At 67.7% G+C, this 19944-nt stretch carries 23 protein-coding genes; 15 read left to right on the top strand and 8 right to left on the bottom strand.

Going from position 1 to position 19944, the window contains the following annotated elements; genetic code table 11:
* The 6 genes from ACSSV8_RS18655 to queF form a co-directional block, all read left to right on the top strand.
* Positions 1 to 99: EF-Tu C-terminal domain-related protein (locus ACSSV8_RS18655; protein ID WP_454281868.1), on the top strand; the 99-nt coding region annotated here is incomplete at its 5' end.
* Between the two features lie 70 nt (positions 100 to 169).
* Positions 170 to 2017, top strand: a complete 1848-nt coding sequence (locus ACSSV8_RS18650) for an ABC transporter ATP-binding protein (RefSeq protein WP_454283456.1) — start codon at positions 170 to 172, stop codon at positions 2015 to 2017.
* 486 nt (positions 2018 to 2503) lie between these two features.
* Positions 2504 to 3196: a 7-cyano-7-deazaguanine synthase QueC gene (gene queC / locus ACSSV8_RS18645; RefSeq protein WP_354539310.1), complete on the top strand. Its 693-nt coding sequence runs from the start codon at positions 2504 to 2506 to the stop codon at positions 3194 to 3196.
* A complete protein-coding gene (locus tag ACSSV8_RS18640; protein ID WP_354539309.1) occupies positions 3196 to 3552 on the top strand; it encodes a 6-pyruvoyl trahydropterin synthase family protein in 357 nt (118 codons plus the stop codon). Before queC ends, ACSSV8_RS18640 begins: the two co-directional genes overlap by 1 nt.
* Positions 3549 to 4271: a 7-carboxy-7-deazaguanine synthase QueE gene (queE, locus tag ACSSV8_RS18635; protein ID WP_454283454.1), complete on the top strand. Its 723-nt coding sequence runs from the start codon at positions 3549 to 3551 to the stop codon at positions 4269 to 4271. Before ACSSV8_RS18640 ends, queE begins: the two co-directional genes overlap by 4 nt.
* Positions 4272 to 4284: 13 nt before the next feature.
* Positions 4285 to 4749, top strand: coding sequence for a preQ(1) synthase (queF, locus tag ACSSV8_RS18630; RefSeq protein WP_354539307.1), 465 nt, complete (start codon positions 4285 to 4287; stop codon positions 4747 to 4749).
* Between the two features lie 92 nt (positions 4750 to 4841).
* On the opposite strand, the gene ACSSV8_RS18625 is transcribed toward queF, so the two are convergent.
* From ACSSV8_RS18625 to sfsA, 5 genes are all read right to left on the bottom strand, one after another.
* Positions 4842 to 5108 carry a glucose-6-phosphate isomerase gene (locus ACSSV8_RS18625; protein ID WP_354539306.1) on the bottom strand — a complete coding sequence of 89 codons (267 nt, stop codon included), beginning with the start codon at positions 5106 to 5108 and terminating at the stop codon, positions 4842 to 4844.
* A gap of 96 nt (positions 5109 to 5204) precedes the next feature.
* The gene (locus ACSSV8_RS18620; RefSeq protein WP_454283457.1) at positions 5205 to 6077 is read right to left on the bottom strand and encodes a DMT family transporter; all 873 of its coding nucleotides are present in this window, start codon (positions 6075 to 6077) and stop codon (positions 5205 to 5207) included.
* Positions 6078 to 6106: 29 nt separating this feature from the next.
* Positions 6107 to 7135 (bottom strand): DMT family transporter, encoded by a 1029-nt coding sequence (locus ACSSV8_RS18615; RefSeq protein ID WP_354539304.1) that lies wholly within the window; start codon positions 7133 to 7135, stop codon positions 6107 to 6109.
* Between the two features lie 164 nt (positions 7136 to 7299).
* The gene (map, locus tag ACSSV8_RS18610; protein ID WP_454283453.1) at positions 7300 to 8196 is read right to left on the bottom strand and encodes a type I methionyl aminopeptidase; all 897 of its coding nucleotides are present in this window, start codon (positions 8194 to 8196) and stop codon (positions 7300 to 7302) included.
* 30 nt (positions 8197 to 8226) lie between these two features.
* Complete coding sequence (gene sfsA / locus ACSSV8_RS18605; protein WP_454283452.1) at positions 8227 to 8958, bottom strand: DNA/RNA nuclease SfsA; 732 nt, start codon at positions 8956 to 8958, stop codon at positions 8227 to 8229.
* Between the two features lie 45 nt (positions 8959 to 9003).
* Between sfsA and ACSSV8_RS18600 the strand changes: the two genes are divergently transcribed.
* The 4 genes from ACSSV8_RS18600 to ACSSV8_RS18585 are packed head-to-tail and all read left to right on the top strand — an operon-like array spanning position 9004 to position 11919.
* Positions 9004 to 9726 carry a competence/damage-inducible protein A gene (locus tag ACSSV8_RS18600; protein WP_454283451.1) on the top strand — a complete coding sequence of 241 codons (723 nt, stop codon included), beginning with the start codon at positions 9004 to 9006 and terminating at the stop codon, positions 9724 to 9726.
* Entirely contained in the window at positions 9723 to 10442 is a 720-nt protein-coding gene (locus ACSSV8_RS18595) for a GNAT family N-acetyltransferase (RefSeq protein WP_354539300.1), read from the top strand. Before ACSSV8_RS18600 ends, ACSSV8_RS18595 begins: the two co-directional genes overlap by 4 nt.
* A 3-nt stretch (positions 10443 to 10445) precedes the next feature.
* Positions 10446 to 11012 (top strand): peroxidase-related enzyme, encoded by a 567-nt coding sequence (locus ACSSV8_RS18590; RefSeq protein ID WP_454283450.1) that lies wholly within the window; start codon positions 10446 to 10448, stop codon positions 11010 to 11012.
* A 1-nt stretch (position 11013) separates the two neighbouring features.
* Entirely contained in the window at positions 11014 to 11919 is a 906-nt protein-coding gene (locus ACSSV8_RS18585; RefSeq protein ID WP_454283449.1) for an OmpA family protein, read from the top strand.
* Positions 11920 to 11940: 21 nt separating this feature from the next.
* Here the strand turns inward: ACSSV8_RS18585 and ACSSV8_RS18580 are convergent, their stop codons facing one another.
* Both ACSSV8_RS18580 and ACSSV8_RS18575 read right to left on the bottom strand, forming a co-directional pair.
* A complete protein-coding gene (locus tag ACSSV8_RS18580) occupies positions 11941 to 12831 on the bottom strand; it encodes an S-methyl-5'-thioadenosine phosphorylase (protein WP_454283448.1) in 891 nt (296 codons plus the stop codon).
* Positions 12832 to 12966: 135 nt separating this feature from the next.
* Positions 12967 to 13779 (bottom strand): cysteine hydrolase, encoded by an 813-nt coding sequence (locus tag ACSSV8_RS18575; RefSeq protein WP_354539296.1) that lies wholly within the window; start codon positions 13777 to 13779, stop codon positions 12967 to 12969.
* A gap of 123 nt (positions 13780 to 13902) precedes the next feature.
* Here ACSSV8_RS18575 and ACSSV8_RS18570 point away from each other — a divergent pair, with 123 nt between their 5' ends.
* The gene (locus ACSSV8_RS18570; protein ID WP_454283447.1) at positions 13903 to 14844 is read left to right on the top strand and encodes an AraC family transcriptional regulator; all 942 of its coding nucleotides are present in this window, start codon (positions 13903 to 13905) and stop codon (positions 14842 to 14844) included.
* Here ACSSV8_RS18570 and ACSSV8_RS18565 read toward each other — a convergent pair.
* On the bottom strand, positions 14811 to 16184 hold the full coding sequence (locus tag ACSSV8_RS18565; protein WP_454283446.1) for a diguanylate cyclase: 1374 nt from the start codon (positions 16182 to 16184) through the stop codon (positions 14811 to 14813). The two genes, ACSSV8_RS18570 and ACSSV8_RS18565, sit on opposite strands and share 34 nt — an antisense overlap.
* 97 nt (positions 16185 to 16281) lie before the next feature.
* Here ACSSV8_RS18565 and ACSSV8_RS18560 point away from each other — a divergent pair, with 97 nt between their 5' ends.
* The 4 genes from ACSSV8_RS18560 to ACSSV8_RS18545 are packed head-to-tail and all read left to right on the top strand — an operon-like array spanning position 16282 to position 19775.
* Positions 16282 to 16566 (top strand): DUF3572 domain-containing protein, encoded by a 285-nt coding sequence (locus ACSSV8_RS18560; RefSeq protein ID WP_354539293.1) that lies wholly within the window; start codon positions 16282 to 16284, stop codon positions 16564 to 16566.
* Positions 16563 to 17258, top strand: a complete 696-nt coding sequence (locus ACSSV8_RS18555) for an HAD family hydrolase (protein WP_454283445.1) — start codon at positions 16563 to 16565, stop codon at positions 17256 to 17258. Before ACSSV8_RS18560 ends, ACSSV8_RS18555 begins: the two co-directional genes overlap by 4 nt.
* A complete protein-coding gene (locus ACSSV8_RS18550; protein WP_354539291.1) occupies positions 17255 to 18160 on the top strand; it encodes a DMT family transporter in 906 nt (301 codons plus the stop codon). The genes ACSSV8_RS18555 and ACSSV8_RS18550 overlap by 4 nt, the downstream gene beginning before the upstream one ends.
* 52 nt (positions 18161 to 18212) lie before the next feature.
* Positions 18213 to 19775 (top strand): trimethylamine methyltransferase family protein, encoded by a 1563-nt coding sequence (locus ACSSV8_RS18545; RefSeq protein ID WP_354539290.1) that lies wholly within the window; start codon positions 18213 to 18215, stop codon positions 19773 to 19775.
* Positions 19776 to 19944 lie beyond the last annotated feature (169 nt).

The following is a 19944-nucleotide window of genomic DNA, read 5'->3' as shown; positions in this document are numbered from 1 at the left end:
CTGATCGCCCCCATCGCCATGGAAGACGGCCTGCGCTTCGCCATCCGCGAAGGCGGCCGCACCGTCGGCGCAGGCGTCGTGTCGAAAATCCTCGTCTGAGACTGATCCGCTTCGAGATTTCGGGGGCGCGCGGGTCATCTGCGCGCCCCCTTGCATTTCGGAGACGGAAATGAATCGACTGTTTGGCTATTTCGAAGCGCGGATCGACGCCTATCCCGCAGAGCCGCCCGCGCAGCCGCCGACGCGGTTCTGGCCGTTCCTGTGGCATTATGCCGGCCCCGTCGCGCCGTGGCTCATCGCCATGGCGGTCATCTCGGCGCTGTTTGCGGCAGTCGAGATCGTCCTGCTGGGCTATCTCGGCACGCTGGTCAATCGCATGGCGGAGCTGGGGCCGGAGCGGTTTCTGGCGGAAGAATCCGCGCGGCTGGGCGGCATGGCGGTGCTGCTGCTTGTGGTCCTGCCTGCACTGAGCGTGATCGGCGCGCTGATCATGTATCAGACCCTGATGGGCAATTTCCCGCAGCGCATCCGCTGGCAGGGACATCGCTGGATCCTGGGGCAGTCGCTGGGTTATTTCCAGGACGAATTCGCCGGCCGCATTGCCACGCGCCTGATGCAGACAGCACTTGCCGTGCGCGAGACGGTTATGAAGCTGATGGATGTGGCGGTCTATATCCTCGCCTATTTCGTCGGTGCGCTGGTGCTCGCCGGGGCGCAGGATATCCGGCTGGCGGCGCCTTTTGCCCTCTGGGCGCTGGCCTATGGCGGGATGCTGGCGGTGATCGTCCCCCGTCTGGGGCGGGTGTCGCAAGAGCAGGCCGATGCGCGCGCCGACATGACGGGCCGCATCGTGGACAGCTATACCAACATCGCCACGGTCAAGCTCTTCAGCCATGCCGCGCGCGAGGAGGCCCATGCGCGCGACGGACTCGACGGGTTCCTGCAAACCGTTTACCGGCAGATGCGGCTGGTGGCGGTGCAGGACATGACCGTGAACTTGCTCAATGCACTGCTGACCGGGGCGGTGACGGGCCTCGGCCTCTGGCTCTGGCTGCACGGGCGGATTGATCTGGGCGCGCTGGCGGTGGCGATCCCGCTGGCGCTGCGGCTGGGGAACATGTCGCACTGGATCATGTGGGAGTTTTCGGCGCTGTTCGAGAATATCGGCACCGCGCGCGACGGCCTGGCGACGCTGTCGATGCCGCGCAAGGTTCAGGATGCGCCCGCCGCGCGCCCGCTGACCGTGGAGCGGGGGGCAATCCGGTTCGACGCGGTGCGGTTCGACTACGACAGGTCGGTCGGTGCCAAACCGGCGGTGATCGACGGGCTCGACCTCGCGCTCGCCCCCGGCGAGAAGGTCGGGCTTGTGGGCCGGTCGGGGGCGGGCAAATCGACGCTGGTGAACCTGCTTTTGCGGTTCCATGACCTGAGCGGCGGGCGCATCGAGATCGACGGGCAGGATATCCGCGAGGTGACGCAAGACAGCCTGCGCGCCGCCATCGGCGTGGTGACGCAGGATACCGCGCTCCTGCACCGCTCGGTGCGCGACAACATCGCCTATGGCCGCCCCGATGCCACCGAGGCCGAAATCCTTGCCGCCGCCGACCTGGCCGAGGCAGGGGACTTCATCGCCGGGCTGGTGGATGCACGCGGCCGCCGCGGGCTGGAGGCGCATGTCGGCGAGCGCGGTGTCAAGCTCTCGGGCGGGCAGCGGCAGCGCATCGCGATTGCCCGCGCCGCCCTCAAGGATGCGCCGATCCTTGTGCTGGACGAGGCGACCTCGGCGCTTGATTCCGAGGTGGAGGCGGCGATTCAGGCGCAGCTTTACCGGTTGATGCAGGGCAAGACCGTGATCGCAATCGCGCACCGGCTCTCGACCATTGCCGCGATGGACCGGCTCATCGTGATGGAAGAGGGGCGCATTGTCGAAGAGGGCAGTCACACCGCGCTCTTGGCGCAAGGTGGGCTTTACGCGCGGCTCTGGTCGCGGCAATCGGGCGGGTTCCTGAGCGAGTAGTGTTCGACGCCTGCGCGATGTGACCCAATGATGATCCGGCCTGCCGTGCTGTGCAATGTGGTGCGGACGGTGTCGTGAATGGCCTTGAGGGCACGGTCGCCTCCTGTCCCCCGCGCGGAATCAAGGCGTGCTTGCACGCCGCCGCGCGAGCGCCCGACCGCCCCCCGGGCGGGCGCTTCTGCAACGTCAAACTCCCTTCAATCGTTCCAGTATTTGGCACCATAAAGCGCCCACCAAAGCCCGAGCAGCGCCCACCCGCGGTCGGGCCCTCGCGCGGCTCAGAAAATCACGCCAACCGTCCCCTTCAGGCCACGAACGTTCCCCCGTGCCGCATCGATCATGTTGTGTCAGGTGTCGAACGCTCGGCCCGGCCCTTGCCGGTGGATTTAACCCCGCGCGCCATATCTTGTTTCCACGGCGCAAATCCTCTAAACGCACGCCCAAGCGGTCGCAGCCTACCCGCTTTAAAAAACAAGGACACGAGATATGGATACCATCGTCATCTGCTCCGGCGGGCTCGATTCCGTCACGCTTGCCCACAAGGCCGCCGCCGAGCGCAGGCTCGTGGCACTTTTGTCGTTCGATTATGGCCAGCGCCATGTGAAGGAACTCGATAGCGCCGCCGCCTGCGCGCGCCGTCTGGGGGTGGCGCACCGCGTGGTGGATCTGCGCAGCGTCGGTGCCGCGCTGTCGGGGTCGGCGCTGACCGATGAGGTCGCCGTGCCCGACGGGCATTACGCCGAAGAGACCATGCGCATCACCGTGGTCCCCAACCGCAACGCGATCATGCTGGCCGTGGCCTTCGGCATGGCAGCGGCGCAAAAGGCGGATGCCGTGGCGGCGGCGGTGCATGGCGGCGATCATTTCATCTACCCCGATTGCCGCCCCGGTTTCATCGCGGCGTTCCAGGCGATGCAGGATGCCGCGCTTGAGGGCTATGCCGAGGTGACGCTCTGGACACCCTATGTGACCGGATCGAAGGCCGACATCGTGCGCGATGGCGCGCGGCTTGGCGTGCCTTTCGCCGAGACATGGTCGTGCTACAAGGGGGGGCTGCGCCATTGCGGGCGCTGCGGCACCTGCGTGGAGCGGCGCGAGGCGTTTCATCTCGCGGGCGTGCCGGACCCCACGGAATACGACGACCCGGATTTCTGGCGCGCAGCGGTGGAGGGGCGGTAATGTATCGGATCACCAAGGAGTTTCACTTTTCCGCCTCGCATCAGCTCTTTGGCCTGCGCGAGGGGCATCCTTGCGCGCGGCTGCACGGGCATAATTATATCGTGGTGGTGGAACTCGCCGCCGAGGAGTTGGGTGAGACCGGCTTTGTGCGCGATTATCACGATCTGGGCGCGCTCAAGGCCTATATCGACAACGAGCTTGACCACCGCCACCTCAACGAGGTTCTGGGCGATGGCTGCGTCACCGCCGAGCGGCTGGCGAAGCATTTCCACGACTGGTGCGCCGCGCGCTGGCCCGAGGTTGCGGCGGTGCGGGTGAGCGAGACCCCCAAGACATGGGCGGAATACCGGCCATGACCGACCCCATCCGCGTCGCGGAAATTTTTGGGCCGACCATTCAGGGCGAGGGCGCGCTCATCGGGCAGCCCACGGTTTTCGTGCGCACGGGCGGTTGCGATTACCGCTGTTCGTGGTGCGACAGCCTTCACGCGGTGGACGCCGAGTATCGCCACGACTGGCAGCCGATGCAGCCCGAAGCGGTGATGGAAGAGGTCGCGCGCCTCTCGGGCGGGCGGCCCTTGCTGGTGACGCTCTCGGGCGGCAACCCGGCGATTCAGCCGCTGGGGCCGCTGATCGAGGCGGGCCGCGCGGAGGGCTATCGCTTTGCCATGGAAACCCAAGGCTCGGTCGCGCGCGACTGGTTCGCGCGTCTTGACATGCTGGTGCTCAGCCCCAAGCCGCCCTCCTCGGGCATGGCGGTGGATTGGGCGGTGTTCGCGGATTGCGTGGCCGCCGCCAAGGGGGCCGAGACGGTGCTCAAGATCGTCATTTTCGACGAGGCGGATTACCTCTGGGCGCGGCAGGTGGCGGGGCGCTATCCTGACCTGCCGCTGGTGCTCCAACCCGGCAACCACACGCCGCCCCCGCCCGAGGATGACAGCGCGGTGGTCGATCACGACGGGATCAACGCGCGGATGCGCTGGCTGGTCGGGCGGGTGGTCGCCGATGGCTGGTTTGCCGCGCGGGTGCTGCCGCAGCTTCACGTGACGCTCTGGGGCAACCGGCGCGGGGTTTGAGAGGAGAAAGGCGATGGCCGAGAATATCTATGAGGGGCTGAAACAGCTGGGCGGGGTCACGAAGCAACCCCAAAGCCCCGAGGAGGCGGAACTGGAGCGCGTGGCCAATCCGCAGGCCGATGTGGCCTATGCGGTGCGCTTTACCGCGCCCGAGTTCACCTCGCTCTGCCCGATGACCGGCCAGCCGGATTTCGCGCATCTGGTGATCGATTACGTGCCGGGGGCCTGGCTGGTGGAATCGAAATCGCTCAAGCTCTACCTCACCAGTTTCCGCAATCACGGCGCGTTCCACGAGGATTGCACGATTTCCATCGCGCGGCGGCTGGTCGATTTCCTTTCGCCGCAATGGCTGCGCATCGGCGGCTACTGGTATCCGCGCGGCGGCATCCCCATCGACGTGTTCTGGCAAACCGGCCCCGCGCCCGAGGGCGTCTGGCTGCCCGATCAGGGCGTGCCGCCCTATCGTGGGCGGGGGTAGGGGGTGGCACCCGTCATCCTCGGGCTTGTCCCGAGGATCTCTTGTTCCGGGCGAGATCCCCGCTTTCGCGGGGATGACGCCGGTCCGAACCCTCAGCAGGGCACGGTGCGATAGGTGCCGTCACCGTTGGCATAGGCGCACTGGTTGGTGCGCGTGTTGCGCGCGATGAGCGTGCCCGCAGCAGCCCCCGCAAGCGTCGAGGCCACGATCCAGCCCGCGCTCACGTCAAAGGCGGCCGCGCCGATGAGGCCCACGCCCGCGCCGATGGCGGCGCCGGTCAGTTCCCGGTTGTCGGTGGTGTCGAGGCACCCGGCGAGCGCAAGCCCCGCCACTGCCCCGATGATCGTGTTGCGTATCATGTCATGCTCCTGTTCTGCCTGTTACCGATATAGGTATTACGCGACGCGGATGGAAATATTCCCGCGAAAAATACCGCATCGGCAATGAATTGCCGGTCAGGGGATGGGGGGCACCACCTTGCGCCGCGCGCCAGAGAGCGCGTTGCCGGCAATCGCCGCGAGCAGGATCGCGCCGCCCGCGAGCGTGCTCGGCTCGGCCTGTTCGCCCAGAAACAGCCAGACCCAGACCGGCCCGAGCACCACCTCGGCCATGGAAAGAAGCGTCAACTCGGCGGCGGGCAGGCTGCGCGAGCCAAGCGTATAGAGCACGAGCCCGGTGCCCACCTGAAACACGCCCATGCCCGAAGCGATGCCCGCGTCGCGCGGCGAGAGTGCAAGCGAGAGGCCAAGGCCCGCACAGATCGCCGCCATCGCCACCGTCCCGATCAGCCCCGAGAGCAGGACGGCGGGCATCATCTCGACCGATTTGCCACGCCGCAGCGCCACGGTGAATACCGCGAAACCAAGCGCCGAGCCGAGCGCCGCAAGATTGCCCCGGAGTGCTGCGCCAGAGGTCTTGTCCCAGACCATCACGGCAATGCCGCACAGCGCGACCAGCATGGCGATCCATGTGGCGCGGCGCACACGCTCGCCGAGAAGCACGCGCCCGAGCAGCGCCGCCATCAGCGGGGCGGCGGCGAAAAGCATCATCGCATTGGCGACCGAGGTGGTCTGAAGCGCAAAGATCGCGCCCGTGTAGGCGGCGACGAGTGCCACCCCGGCGATGAGGCCGGGCCATCCCATCGCGGCAATCAGCGAGAGGGGCGCGCGCCCGCTGCGCAACCGCACCACGGCATAGAGAAACACGCTCATGGCAATCGAGCGGTAGAACAGGATCTGCCAGACAACGGCGTCGTCGATGAGGCGGATGCCAAGGCCCACGGTGGACCACAGAACGCCCGCCATGAAGACCAGAAAATAGCCCGACATGTCCCGTTCGGGTGTGACGGCGGTCAGGCTCACGGCGCGCGCTCCTCCTCGGGCATGAGCGGGGGCAGGGGGCTGCCGGGGGCAAAGGTGGTCTCGGCGGTGACGGGAATGGCATCGCCGCGCCGCGCCGCGCGCAATTCCCGCCAGCCGATATAGAGACCTGCGCCGATGATGAGTGCCATGCCGGTGAGGGTTGCCTGCGACGGCACCTCGGCCCAGACCAGATAGCCGAGCACCACGGCGAAGGGCAGGTAGGTATAGTCGAAGGGCGCCACGAGGCTGGCGGCGGCCACCTGATAGGCGCGCGAGGCGAGCATGTAGGCCACCATCCCGATCGCCCCCAGCCCGGCGAGGCGGGGCAGGTCGGCGATGACGCCGTCGGGCAGGCCCCAGCGAAGATGGGCCGTCTCGGGTGTCAACGGCACCAGATGCGCCACGCCCCAGCCGATGGGCACGATCATCACCCCCGAGAAGCAGAGCGTGTAGAGCCCGACCGTGAGCGTGCTTTCACGTTCGCCGATGCGGCGCGCGATGATCTGCGAGGCGGCATAGGTGAGCGCGCAAAGAAGCGGCAGCACCGCCACCATCGAGAAATGACCGCCCATCGGGTTCATGGCGATGACCACGCCCGCGAATCCCACGACAAGCGCCGCCGCGCGATGCGCGCCGATCCGTTCGCCGAGAAAGAGCGCCGCCATGAGCGCCGTCATCAGTGGCGCGGAGAAAAAGATCGTGCTGACCTCCGCCAGCCCCATGAACGGGAAGGCCGCGTAGAACATCGCAAAGCCCACGGCAAAGAGAAAGGCGCGCGCCATATGCAAGGGCCAGAGCGCCGAGCGCAGGCTGTGCGGCCCGCCAAGCCACGCGATGAGCGGAACAAGCACCAGCACCGCCACCACCGAACGCGCGAAGAGAAGCGGCCAGACCGGGTAGCTGGTCAGCATCCCCTTCATCACCGCGTCCTGCGCCACGAAAAGCAGCATCGCCACCTCTATGCACACGATCCCCTGCACCGCGCGCGACGGCACGGGGGCGGGATGGGCGGACATCATCGCCATGGGGGGCCTCCTTGGCCTCGGGGGCAGACAGCCCAAAGGCCTGACCCCGGTGAGCGGGGCGTCTTGGGTCGATCATGCTGTGGGGTGGCGCTTGCGCCGGATGCGATCAGCCTGTCAGGGTGAAAAGCGACTGTCTCGCCTGTTTGCGACGAATATCGCGGGCGTCAGCCCTGCGCGCGGTCCCATGTCGGATGAAAGAGGCCGCCGGGCGAGAGGGTGAATATCTCGGCCCCCGAAGCGGTCACGCCGACCGAATGCTCGAACTGTGCCGAGAGCGACTTGTCGCGCGTGACGGCCGTCCATTCGTCGTCAAGCACCACGGTTTCGGGACGTCCGAGATTGACCATCGGCTCGATGGTGAAGAACATGCCTTCCTCGAGGCGCGGGCCGCTGCCGGGACGCCCGTAATGCAGCACGTTGGGCGGCGCGTGAAACACGCGGCCAAGGCCGTGACCGCAGAAATCGCGCACCACCGACATGCGCTGCGCCTCCACATAGGCCTGAATCGCGTGGCCGATATCGCCGAAGGTGGCACCGGGGCGCACCGCCTCGATCCCCTTCATCAGCGCGTCATGGGTCACGTCGATGAGGCGCGCGGCCTTGCCGGACGGCTTGCCCGCCACATACATCCGGCTTGTGTCACCGAACCAGCCATCGACGATCACGGTCACGTCGATATTGAGGATATCGCCATCCTGAAGCCCGTCATCCTTGCGCCGCTTCTCGTAATCGCGCGAAATGGTTTCTGCCCCGCTCTTGGGGATGGGCGCGCCGGGGATGCCGTGGCAGACCACGTGGTTGACGCTGATACAGCTTGCGTGGCGATAGCCCTTGTAGCCGATGGTGGCGGATTTGGCCCCGGCGGCGTTGACCTTCTCCTCGATCAGCGCATCGAGCGCCTCGGTCGTCTGGCCGACGAAGACATGGCCCGCCATCTCGTCAAGGATCCGCGCGGCAAGCTGCCCCGCCTTGTGCATACCCGCGAAATCCGCCGCCTCGTGGATACGGATGCCTTCGCGAGTCTGTCTGCCGCGATGCGGTTCGTTCACGTCATGCCTCATCGTCTTCGCCGGATTTCGCTTTATTTAGGGCTATTTGCCGCCAAGGGCCAGAGGTTGCGGCGCGATCGTGGGCAACGAGTGACCGATTGTGATCATGTCGCGCGAAATATCCGCGCAATATGACAGGATCGTGACCCCCGCAGCCTGCGCATGGGCCAGTGCTGCCGCATAGGCCGGGTCAATATCGGCGGCGACGCCGAGAGCGCGCGCATCGCCGCGCTGCACAAGGTAGAAAAGCACGGCGCGCGCCCCCGATTGCGCGACGCGGGCCAGATCGTGCAGGTGACGCGTGCCGCGCGCGGTCACGCTGTCGGGAAATTCGGCAAGGCCGGGTTGGCGCGAGAGGGTGACGGATTTCACCTCCACATAGGCATCGGGCAGGCCGTCGCCCGACAACAGGAAATCCACCCGGCTTTTCTCGCCGTAGCGTTGCTCGGGGCGCACCCGGTCATAGGCGGCCAGCTCGGGGATGGCGCGCGCGGTCAGGGCTGAGCGCAGCACCCGGTTGGCCGCGCCCGTATCGACGCAGACCAGCACGCCCGGCCCCGTCTCGACCAGCCGCCAGCCATAGCGCAGTTTCCTGCGCGGGTCGTCGTTCGGCTCCACCCATATCCGCGCACCCGGCGCGGCCAGCCCCATCATCGAGCCGGGATTGGCGCAATGCGCCGTGGCCTCGGTCCCGTCATCAAGCCGGATATCGGCCAGAAACCGCTTGTAGCGGCGGATGAGGGTGGCAGGCAGGAGGGGGCTTTGAAAGCGCATGGCGCGGGCCTATACCGGGGCAGGTCGCAGATCAAGGAGGCCGCCATGCCCAACCCCACCGCCGCCATGCTTGTCATCGGAGACGAGATCCTGTCAGGGCGCACGCGCGACGCCAACATGCATTACCTCGCCGGAGAGTTGACGCGCGCGGGTATCGACCTGCGCGAGGTGCGGGTGATCAGCGACGATCCGGAGGCCATCGTCGCCGCCGTGCGGGCCCTTGGCGCCGCCTATGACGTGGTGTTCACATCGGGCGGGATCGGCCCCACCCATGACGACATCACCGCCGAGAACGTGGCGCGCGCCTTTGACCGCCCGATTCCCGTGCGCGATGACGCCCGCGCGATCCTTGCCGCGCATTACGACGCGCGCGGGCAGGAATTGAACGCGGCGCGGTTGCGCATGGCGCGTATCCCCGAGGGGGCCACGCTGATCGAGAACCCGATCAGCGCCGCGCCCGGTTTCACCATCGAAAACGTGCATGTCATGGCGGGGGTGCCGTCCATCTTTCAGGCGATGCTTGCCTCGGTGCTGCCAAAGGTCACGGGCGGCGCACCGCTTCTGTCGCAAAGCTACGAGATCCGGCGCGGCGAGGGCGATATCGCGGCCCCGCTCGGGGATCTGGCCGCGCGCTATCCCGATCTTTCCATCGGCTCCTACCCGTTCATCCGCGAGGGCTGTCACGGCGCGAATATCGTGATCCGGGGGGCCGATGGCGCGCGCGTCGATGCGGCCATGGCCGAGCTTGCCGGGATGTTCCCCGCATGACGCCCGACCTTGACACGCTTTATGCCGTGGCCGAGGCGACTTGGCCGCCCGCCGCGACCCATATCCTCGGCCCGGTCACGCTGCGCGACGGTGAGGGCGGCGGCAAGCGCGTCTCGGCGGCGACCGCGTCGGGGCCGGTGACGGCAGAGGACGTGGCGCGCGCCGAGGCGGAGATGCGCGCGCGCGGTCAGGCCCCCCTGTTTCAGGTGCGGGCGGCAGAGGACAATCTTGACCGGATGCTTGAGGGGCGCGGCTACGGGATCGTCGATCCGGTCAATGTGCTCGTGGCACCGACGGGCGCGCTCACGGGCGAGCGTCCGCCGCGTCTTGCGACATTCGCCGTCTGGGAGCCGCTCGAGATCATGCGCGAGATATGGGCCGAGGGCGGGATAGGTCCGGCGCGCCTCGCGGTGATGGCGCGGGTGAGGGGACCGAAAACCGGCCTCTTCGCGCGTCACGCCGATCAGCCCGCAGGCACGGGATTTGCCGCGATCGCCGCGGGTGTCGCCATGGTCCACGCGCTCGAAGTGCGCGCAGGGCACCGGCGCGCGGGTGTCGGGCGGCTGATGATGGTGCAGGCCGCCCTCTGGGCCGAGGCGCAGGGCGCCGCGCATGTCGCGGTGCTCTGCACCCACGCCAACGCCGCCGCGAACGGGCTTTATGCCGCCATGGGCTTTCGCGTCGCGGGGACGTATCATTACCGCCTGAAGGAGTAGGCCATGACCGACCAACCCACCGCCCTCGACCTGCCCCCGGTCGATCCGCTGCCCGAGGCGACCGCGCGTTATTTCGAAATCTGCGAGGAAAAGCTGGGGATCGTGCCCAATGTGCTGCGCGCCCACGCCTTTGACATCGAAAAGCTGGACGCCTTCACTGCGCTTTACAACACGCTGATGCTGGCACCTTCGGGGCTTACCAAGCTCGAGCGCGAGATGATCGCGGTGGTGGTCAGTTCGATCAACCGCTGCTGGTATTGTCAGGTGGCGCATGGTGCCGCGGTGCGCGCGCTCTCGGGCGATCCGGCCTTGGGAGAGGCGATGGTGATGAATTACCGCGTGGCGGATATTTCGGCCCGCCAGCGCGCGATGCTCGATTTCGCGGCGCAGGTGACGCAGGCCAGCGCCACCGTCGAGGAGGCGGACCGCGCCGCGCTGCGCGAGCATGGGTTTTCCGACCGCGATATCTGGGACATCGCCAATGTGGCAGGGTTCTTCAACATGTCGAACCGCGTCGCCTCGGCCACCGGGATGGTGCCCAATCCCGAGTATCATTCGCAGGCGCGCTAGGATGCGCGGGCTGGCGGTCCTTGCGCTTGGGCTGCTTCTGGCCACGGCGATCCGGGCGCAGGACCTGCCCCTGCCCGAAGGGGCAGAGCGCACGGCCGAGGTGATCCGCGAGGCGGGCACGGTTCATCTGCCTACCGGGCCGTTTTCCGGTGGCACGGTGCCGCGCCAGCGCGTCGATGGCCGCATCACCAGCCGCGCCTGGCGGATGCCGGAGCGCGGCCTTGGCACGCTGGCACGGCTTGCCCCCCTGCGCGAGGCGCTGGAGAAGGCGGGTTGGGAACCGGTCTTCGACTGCGCGGCCGAAGGGTGCGGCGGCTTCGATTTCCGCTTTGCCACACCGGTGCTGCCCGCGCCTGCCATGTTCGTCAACATCTTCGATTACCGCTATTTTCTGGCGCGGCGCGGCGACGAGCATGCCATGCTCTTCATCAGCCTCGCGGGCGAGCGTGCCTATGTGCAACTGACCCATGCCGGGCCGGGCGAAGGCCCCGCGCCTGACACCGTGGCGGTTCCGGAATCGGCGACCGGGACCACGGGCGATCTGGTGGCGCGGCTTCGGGCGCAGGGGCATGCGGTGCTGGACGGTCTTGATTTTTCCACCGGGGCCGGGTCTCTCGGAGACGGGCCGCACCCCGATCTTGAGGCGCTTGCGGCCTTCATGGCCGCCTCTCCCGGTGCGCGCATCGCCCTTGTCGGCCATACCGACAGCGTCGGCGGGCTTGAGGCCAACATAGCGCTGTCGCAGGCGCGCGCCGAGGCGGTGCGCCAGCGCCTTATCGCTGTGCACGGGGTCGATGGCACGCGCCTTGAGGCGCATGGCGTGGGCTTTCTTGCCCCGGTCGCGCCCAACACCACGCCCGGGGGGCGCGAGGCCAATCGGCGGGTCGAGGCGGTGTTGCTGGAGTAGCGCCGTCCGGCGTGTCCCGCCTCAGCCGGTGTGTTTTTGGCCCAACACCCGCCCCGCCACAGCGTCGAGCCGCGCCAGAAGCAGCGGATCGCGCTTGTCCGGCGCGGTCAGCAGCGCGAAATCGAGCGCGCGGTCGCAGCCATGCGGGCAGGGGGCGCGGACCCCTCCCAGCAGTGTCGGAAGGCGGGCAACAAGGGCGCGGCCCTTGTCGGCATTGCCCGTCAGCGTGGCTATGATGGCGGTGATGTCGACCGCGCCGTGATCCGGGTGCCAACTGTCGTAATCGGTGATCATCGCCACGCAGGCATAGCAAAGCTCGGCCTCGCGGGCGAGCTTGGCCTCGGGCATGCCGGTCATGCCGATCACGTCGCACCCCCAGTGATCGCGGTAGAGGCGCGATTCGGCCATGGTCGAGAATTGCGGCCCCTCCATCGCCAGATAGGTGCCGCCGCGATGCACGGTGATGCCCGCGTCCTGCGCCGCCCGTTCGCAGGCGTCCGAGAGGCGCGCGCAGGTCGGGTGCGCCACGCTCACATGCGCCACACAGCCGGGGCCGAAAAAGGATTTCTCGCGCGCGAAGGTGCGGTCGATGTATTGATCGACAAGGACGAAATCGCCCGGCGCAAGCTCCTCGCGGAACGACCCGCAGGCCGAGACGCTGATCACGTCCGTGACGCCCAGCCGTTTCAGCGCGTCGATATTGGCGCGGTAGGGAACCGAGGTGGGGCTATGGACATGGCCGCGCCCGTGACGGGGCAGAAAGGCCATGGGCACGCCGCCCAAGGTGCCGGTCAGGATCGCATCCGAGGGCGGGCCCCATGGCGTCTCGACGGTCTGCCAGCGGGCCTCTTCCAGCCCGTCGATCTCGTAGAGCCCCGATCCGCCGATCACCCCGATCATGGTATTTGCCATTGCCCAAGCCTTTCGCTGTGTCGGCAGAAGGCTTAGGCCGGATCGCGGCAAAAGAAAATGCCCGCGCGGGTCCGTGATCCCGCGCGGGCCGGGCCTGCCCTCCTCCCCGGATCGCAGGCCCGGTGGCGGAGGGTGTCAGCCCAGCATCGCCACGACCTCATCCGTGGTCCAGAGCGCGTTGGCCATGTAACGGAAGTTGGTGAGCGCCGCGAGATAGCCGTCGCCCTCGGGCAGCATCGCCGCCGCCGTCCCGTCCGAGACCACGGCCACCTCGAACCCCTGTTCAAGGAGTTCGCGCATGTGCCCTTCGGTGCAGAGATTGGCCGACATTCCGGCAAGGATCACCTGATCCACCCCCGCCTTGCGCAATTGGAGTGCGAGGTCATTGGTTTCCGGCCCGTAAACCTTGTGCGGCGAGCAGATGATGGTCTTGCCGTCAAGGATATAGGGTTTGTATTGCGGCATGTAATCGGCGCCCGAGCCTTCGAACCCCTCCATGCTGACCGGGCTCACCCGGTCGAACATGTTGATGGCGTGCATGAGTTTTTCCAGCGCACCCTCGAATTTCCAGCCCTTGTCGGTCGGGTAGTAGTAATGCGGCGAGATGGCGACGGGGATATCCGCGCCCTTGGCGGCCTTGAACAGGCGCTCGATGTTCTCGACGGTGTTGTTGGCCGTGACACTCCCGCCGACCGCGCCCCAGGCGACGCCATCGGGCGACAGAAAGTCGATCTGCGGATCGGTGACGACAAGGGCGGCGCGGGAAAGGTCCAGCACCATGTCGCTTGGCGGCAGGAACGGCTCGGCCGGCGGGGCATAGGGGTTGTCCTGCGCCCGCGCGCCGGTGGCGGCAAGGCCTGTGGCAGCAGCGGCAAGGGCGGCGGTGCCGGTCAGCGCGGCGCGGCGGGTGAATTTGGGGTCGTGATCGTGGTCATGGCAACTGCACATGGGGTCCTCCTTTGGTGAATCCTGTCGGCAGTCTGGAGGGGGTGATGTGCCTTTGCGTCCTGAATCTGTGGCGTCATATCAATTTTCCGTGCCTTTTCTCTCGGGTTGCGGCAGGATCGGATCATGCAGACGCACCCCCATGACCGCATTCTCGACGCGCTCGAGATCAGCGCCGAGCCCTTTGCCATCTGCGCGCTCGAGGGCGTGTGCAGCATGGGGTTGGGGCGCAATCCGCGCGCAACGCTGCATTACGTGCTGGGCGGCGAGGGGGTGCTGTCGGTGCAGGGGCGGGCACCGCTTGACCTTGCGCCGGGGCGGCTGGTGCTGGTGCCCGCGAGCCGCAGCCATTCGCTTGTCAATCGCGGCGGCGCGCAGGCGGGGCTGCCCGCGTGCCGTCCGGCGGGGCTCGATCTGGAAAGCCATGTGGCGCGCGGTGAGGGGGCGGGGGTGATGGTGGTGCTGTGCTCGACGATCTCGCTGGGGCTGCGCGGCACACATGGGCTTATTGATCTGTTGCGCGCGCCGCTCAGCCTTGATGTGGCCGCAAGCCCGGTGGCGGCGCAGGCGATGACGGCGCTGGTGGCGGAGATGGGGACCGAGCGGCCCGGACAGCGCGCGATGGTGCGCGCGCTGCTGCTGCAATGCCTGATCGAGATGCTGCGCACGCGGCTGGAGGCGGGCGATCCTGGGGTTATGTGGCTCGGCGCGCTGGCCGATCCGGGGCTTTGGCGCGGTTTATGCACGATGCTGGACGATCCGGGGCGCCCCCATACGCTCGAAAGCCTCGCCGAGGCGGCGGGGATGAGCCGGTCCCGCTTTGCCGCGCGATTCCAGGCCGCCTATGGCCAGGGCGCGATGACGCTCTTGCGCGATCTGCGGCTGGCACGGGCGGCGCAGATGCTGGCCGAGCGGCGCGCGCCGGTGGATCAGGTGGCGCGCGCGGTGGGGTTTCAAAGCCGCAGCGCCTTTTCCCGCGCCTTCGTCGCCATGTGGGGGGAAACGCCGCGCGCCTTTCGCGGGCGGCGGGGCGATCAGGCGGCCGAGCGGGTGCAGAACCGTGCCTGATTGCGGCCCCGCGCCTTGGCGGCATAGAGCGCGCGGTCGGCCTCTTCCAGCAGCACCTGCATGGTTGGCGCGGGCAGGCCGGGGCGCGCTTCGGCCACGGTCACGCCAAGGCTGAGCGTGACGGCGATGGGCGCGCGTGCGCCCGGCACGGCAACCGGCGTGGCGCGGATCGCATCGCAGAGCCGCTCGGCCACCTCCTGCGCTTCGGCGCGGGTGGTGTCGGGCAGGGCGATGAGAAACTCCTCGCCCCCGATCCGCGCCAGAAGATCACCCGCGCGCAGATGCGCGCGCAGACGTTCGGTCACGGCGACAAGCACCGCATCGCCCGCCGCGTGGCCATGGCGGTCGTTGACCTGTTTGAAGAAATCGAGATCGGCCACCATCACGGCAAGGCTCTTGCGGGTGAGCGGCAGGCGCGCGATCTGCCGTTCCAGCCAGGGCAGGGCATGGCGGCGGTTATGGGCCCCGGTCAGCGGATCGCGCAGCGCCGCCTCGAGCCCCGAGCGCATCTGTGCGCGCAAGGCCTCGTTGCGGCGCTTGCGCGCAAGCTGACGGGCAAGGCGTTCGTCGAATTCCTCGGGCGCGACCGGCGCAAACAGCACGTCATCCGCCCCCATGTCGAGCAGCGTCACCGCGAGCGCCGCGGCATCGCGGTCGAGCAGGACCAGAACCGGCGCATGGCGCGTGCCCGGCGTGGCCTTGAGGTCAGCCAGAAGGCGCAAGCCCTCCTCGGACTGCGCGAAACCGAGGGTAAGCACAAAGGCGTCCTGCGCCGCGGGCGGGGGGGCGTCGTCGAGCGCGCGGCAACTCAGCCGGTGCGGCGTGCCCTCGCCGAGAAGGGCGCGCAGCGCCAGCGCTGCGGCGCGGTCGGGGCCGAAGAGGGCCACCTGTCCGGGAAGGGCAAGGGGTGCCCGTGCCTCGGCAAAGCCCGATGTGGCGCCGGTCTGGCCGATCAATTCCTCCTCGGCGTTGCGCTGGCGCAGGAGGTTGCGCAGCCGCGCGAGCAGAAGCGGTTCGGATACCGGCTTTGTCAGCACCTCATCGGCACCCGCACGCAGAAGTGCCAGGCGCTTGGGTGTGTCATCCTCGCTCTGGAGCAGGACGACGGGGACATGGGCAAGACGCTCGACCCGGCGCAGCGCGCGCAGGAGCGGCTCGGCGCTCTGCCCGTCGAGGCGCGCATTGGCAAGGATGAGGTCGGGCGGTTCGGCCGTGGCAAGGCGCAACGCCTCGCGCGCCGTGCCTGCCTGCACCACGCGATACGGCGTGGAGTAAAGCCTGACCTTCAGGACGATGCGGTTGGTGGCCAGATCGTCAACGATGAGAATGGTGCCCGACATTGCGGCTGCGCCTTTGATCTGAGCGTTTACCTTTGCCACAGTCTCGCGCTAAGTGGTTAAGAAAACCTTTCCGGAAATTAACAAAGATGACCATGCGATGACGATAGAGCGGGAATCCGCCGAGACGGTCGCGCTTCAGGCGCTGGCCTGGCTGGCCGGGAATGACGAGTTGTGGCCGGTGTTTCTGGGCGCGACAGGGGCCTCGGAGGCGGATTTTCACGCGCGCGCGGCGGAGGCGGAGTTTCTGGGCGCGGTGCTGGATTTCCTGATGATGGATGATGAATGGGTGGTGGGTTTCTGTGACGCGCAAGGCCACAAATACGATGTGCCGATGCGGGCGCGCGCGGCCCTTCCGGGCGGGCAGGAGATGAGCTGGACATGAGATTGCGCGCCGATGCGGTGCTGTTCGACAAGGATGGCACCCTCTTTGATTTTCACGCCACCTGGAGCCATTGGGCGCATGAGGTGCTGCACGATCTGGCGGCGGGCGATGGCGCGCTTGTGGTGCGGCTTGCCGCTGCGGTCGATTACGACCTTGCCGCGCGCCGGTTCCGCCCGACAAGCCCGGTCATCGCCGGGACCAACCGCGAGGCGGCGGAATGTCTGGCCGGGGCGCTGCCGGGGCGCAGCGTGGCCGCGATCGAGGAGCACCTGATGCTGAGCGCGGCGCAAGCGCCGCTGGCACCCGCCGTGCCGCTTGGGCCCTATCTCGACGGGCTGCGCGGGCAGGGTCTGCGCCTTGGGGTGATGACCAATGACACCGAATACGGCGCGCGCGCGCATCTGGGCGCGGCGGGGGTGCTGGAGCGGTTCGATTTCGTCGCGGGGTTCGATTCGGGGCACGGGGCCAAGCCATCGCCGGAGCCGTTGCTGGCCTTCGCGCGCGCGGTCAGCGTGGCCCCGACGCGCGTGGTCATGGTGGGCGACAGCACCCATGACCTGATCGCCGGGCGCCGGGCGGGCATGGCCTGTGTCGGCGTGCTCACCGGCACGGCGCTGGCCGGGGATCTCATGCCCTTCGCCGATGCGGTCCTGCCCGATATCGGCCATCTGCCCGGCTGGCTGGCGGCGTGACGCGCCATCCGCTCTTCGGGCTGGCGCTGGCCGTGTTCGGGGCGCTGATCCTCACGCCCGATGCGCTTTTCATGCGGCTCTCGGGCATGGCGGGCTATCAGATGGTGGGCTGGCGCGGGGGGCTGATGGGGGCGGTGATGCTGTGCCTCTGGGCCGTCACGGCGCGGGCGAAAGCGCGCGATCTGGCGGCGCTGGCGACGGGGATGGGCGCGCTGCTGGTGGTGACGCAATACGCCAACATGACACTGTTCAGCCTTGGCATCGCGCACGCACCGGTGGCGGTGATGCTTCTGGGGGTGGCGTGCGCGCCGGTCTTTGCCGCGCTTTTGTCCTGGCTGGTGATGGGCGAGCGGACGCGCCCCGCCACCTGGGCCGCCATCGTGGCGGTGCTGGCGGGGCTGGCGCTGGCGGTATCGGGGGGCGACGGCACGGGCGCGGGCAGCGCGGGGTTGGGCCTTGCGGCGGGGCTGGGGGTGGCGCTGGTGCTGGCGCTCAACTTCGTGCTCTTGCGCGCACGCCCCGACATGCCGATCCCGCTCGTGCTCGGGCTGGGGGCGGTGCTGGCGGGGGCGACCGGTTGGGCGGTGACAGGACCGGCGCAGATGACCGAAGGCACGGTCTGGGCCATCGCGGTTTGTGGTCTTGTGATCCTTCCGGTGTCTTTCCTGTCATTGTCGATGGCCTCGCGCCACACCCATGCGTCGAATGTGAGCCTGCTCCTGCTGCTTGAGACGGTGCTTGGCCCGCTCTGGGTCTGGCTGGGCGTGGGGGAACGACCGACGCCGGTGATGCTTGCCGGGGGTGCTGTGGTGGTGGTGAGCCTCGCGCTCTATCTCTGGCATGAGGGGCATCGGCGCGCCGAGGGGAAAAAACGACAGGCTGCGTCGCAAAGCGGCGGGTGACGCGCCCGCACACGGTGTTTCGTGGGGGGCACGAGCACCGGGAGGGCGCGACATGGCCGAAGATCTCAAACGCAGGACACGCAGCGGCGGGCGCGCGGGCAATGCCGCGCGGCGCGGGGGTGCCGCGATCGAGCAGATGCCGTGGAATCCGCCGATCAATATCGACCGACCCGTTGAGCCGCTTTCGCCGGAGGGCGTGCTGGCGATCCATGACGGCGCGATGCGGATCCTCGAAGAGATCGGGATCGAGTTTCTGAACCCCGAGGCGGTGGCCATTCTGCGCGCCTCGGGCGGGTGCGAGATCACTGGCGAGAATGTCCGCATGGGCCGCGATTTCGTCATGGAGATGATCGCCAAGGCGCCCGAAAGCTGGACCATCACGCCGCGCAACCCGGATCGCCGGATCACCATGGGGGGCAATCATCTCAACTTCGGCAATGTCTCCTCGCCGCCCTCCTACTGGGACATGAAGATCGGGCGCAAGGTGTCGGGCACCCGCGAGATGTGCCAGAACCTTCTGAAACTGACGCAGTATTTCAACTGCATCCATTTTGCGGGCGGTTATCCGGTGGAGCCGCAGGACATTCACCCGAGCATCCGTCACCTGGACGTTCTCTATGACAAGCTGACGCTGACCGACAAGGCGATGCACGCCTATTCCCTGGGCGCGGAGCGGGTGGATGACGTGATGGAGATGGTCAGGATTGCCGGGGGCCTCAGCCACGAGGACTTCGAGGCGACCCCGCGCATGTATACCAACATCAACTCCACCTCACCGCTCAAGCATGACTATCCGATGCTCGATGGCTGGATGCGGCTGGCGCGGCGGGGGCAGGGGCTGGTGGTGACGCCCTTCACGCTGGCCGGGGCGATGGCACCGGTGACGATGGCGGGGGCTGTGGCGCAGTCGATTGCCGAGGCGCTCTGCGCGGTGGTGCTGGCGCAGATCATCCGCCCCGGCGCGCCCTGTGCCATCGGCACCTTTACCAGCAACGTGGACATGAAATCCGGCGCGCCCGCGTTCGGCACGCCCGAATACATGCGCGCCACGCAGATGACCGGGCAGTTGGCGCGGTTCTACAGGTTGCCGCTGCGCGCGAGCGGGGTCTGCGCGGCCAATGTGCCCGACGGGCAAGCGATGTGGGAGACCTCCAACAGCCTGTGGTCGGCGGTGCAGGCAGGCGCGCATATGGTCTATCACGCCGCCGGATGGCTCGAGGGCGGGCTGATTGCCTGCCCGGAGAAATTCATCATGGATTGCGAGATTTTACAGCAGATTCAGCGGTATATGGACCCGGTTCTGACGGCGACCGGCCCCGAGGAAATCGCCGTGGACGCGATCCGCGAGGTTGGCGACAAGGGGCACTTCTTCGGCATCCAGCACACGCAGGACCGCTACACCACGGCGTTCTACGCGCCGTTCCTGAGCGACTGGCGCAACTACGAGGCGTGGGAGGCGGCAGGTGCAGTGTGGACGCCCGCGCGCGCGCATCAGGTGTTTCAGGACATCATCGCAGGGTTCGAGGCCCCGCCGATGGACGAGGCCATCCGCGAGGAACTGGCGGGTTTCGTCGCCCGGCGCAAGACCGAGGGCGGGGCGCCGACGGATTTCTGAGATGGGGCCGAAAACGGCATCGGTATTTCTGGCGGGGGTGCGTCGAGGACGTCGCTGAAAGGCCGTGTTTGGCGTATTTTGTTGAAAAACTCGTGCTTGATCGAAGCGTAAGTTGCTGATTCACTTCTTCTGACCAGCGGGAGAATTGAGCAATGTTGGGACCGAGACA

It is taken from the genome of Roseovarius sp. MBR-79, assembly GCF_053628555.1.
The sequence above is the reverse complement of the archived record's forward strand: the minus strand, read 5'-3'. Positions and strand labels throughout refer to the sequence as shown.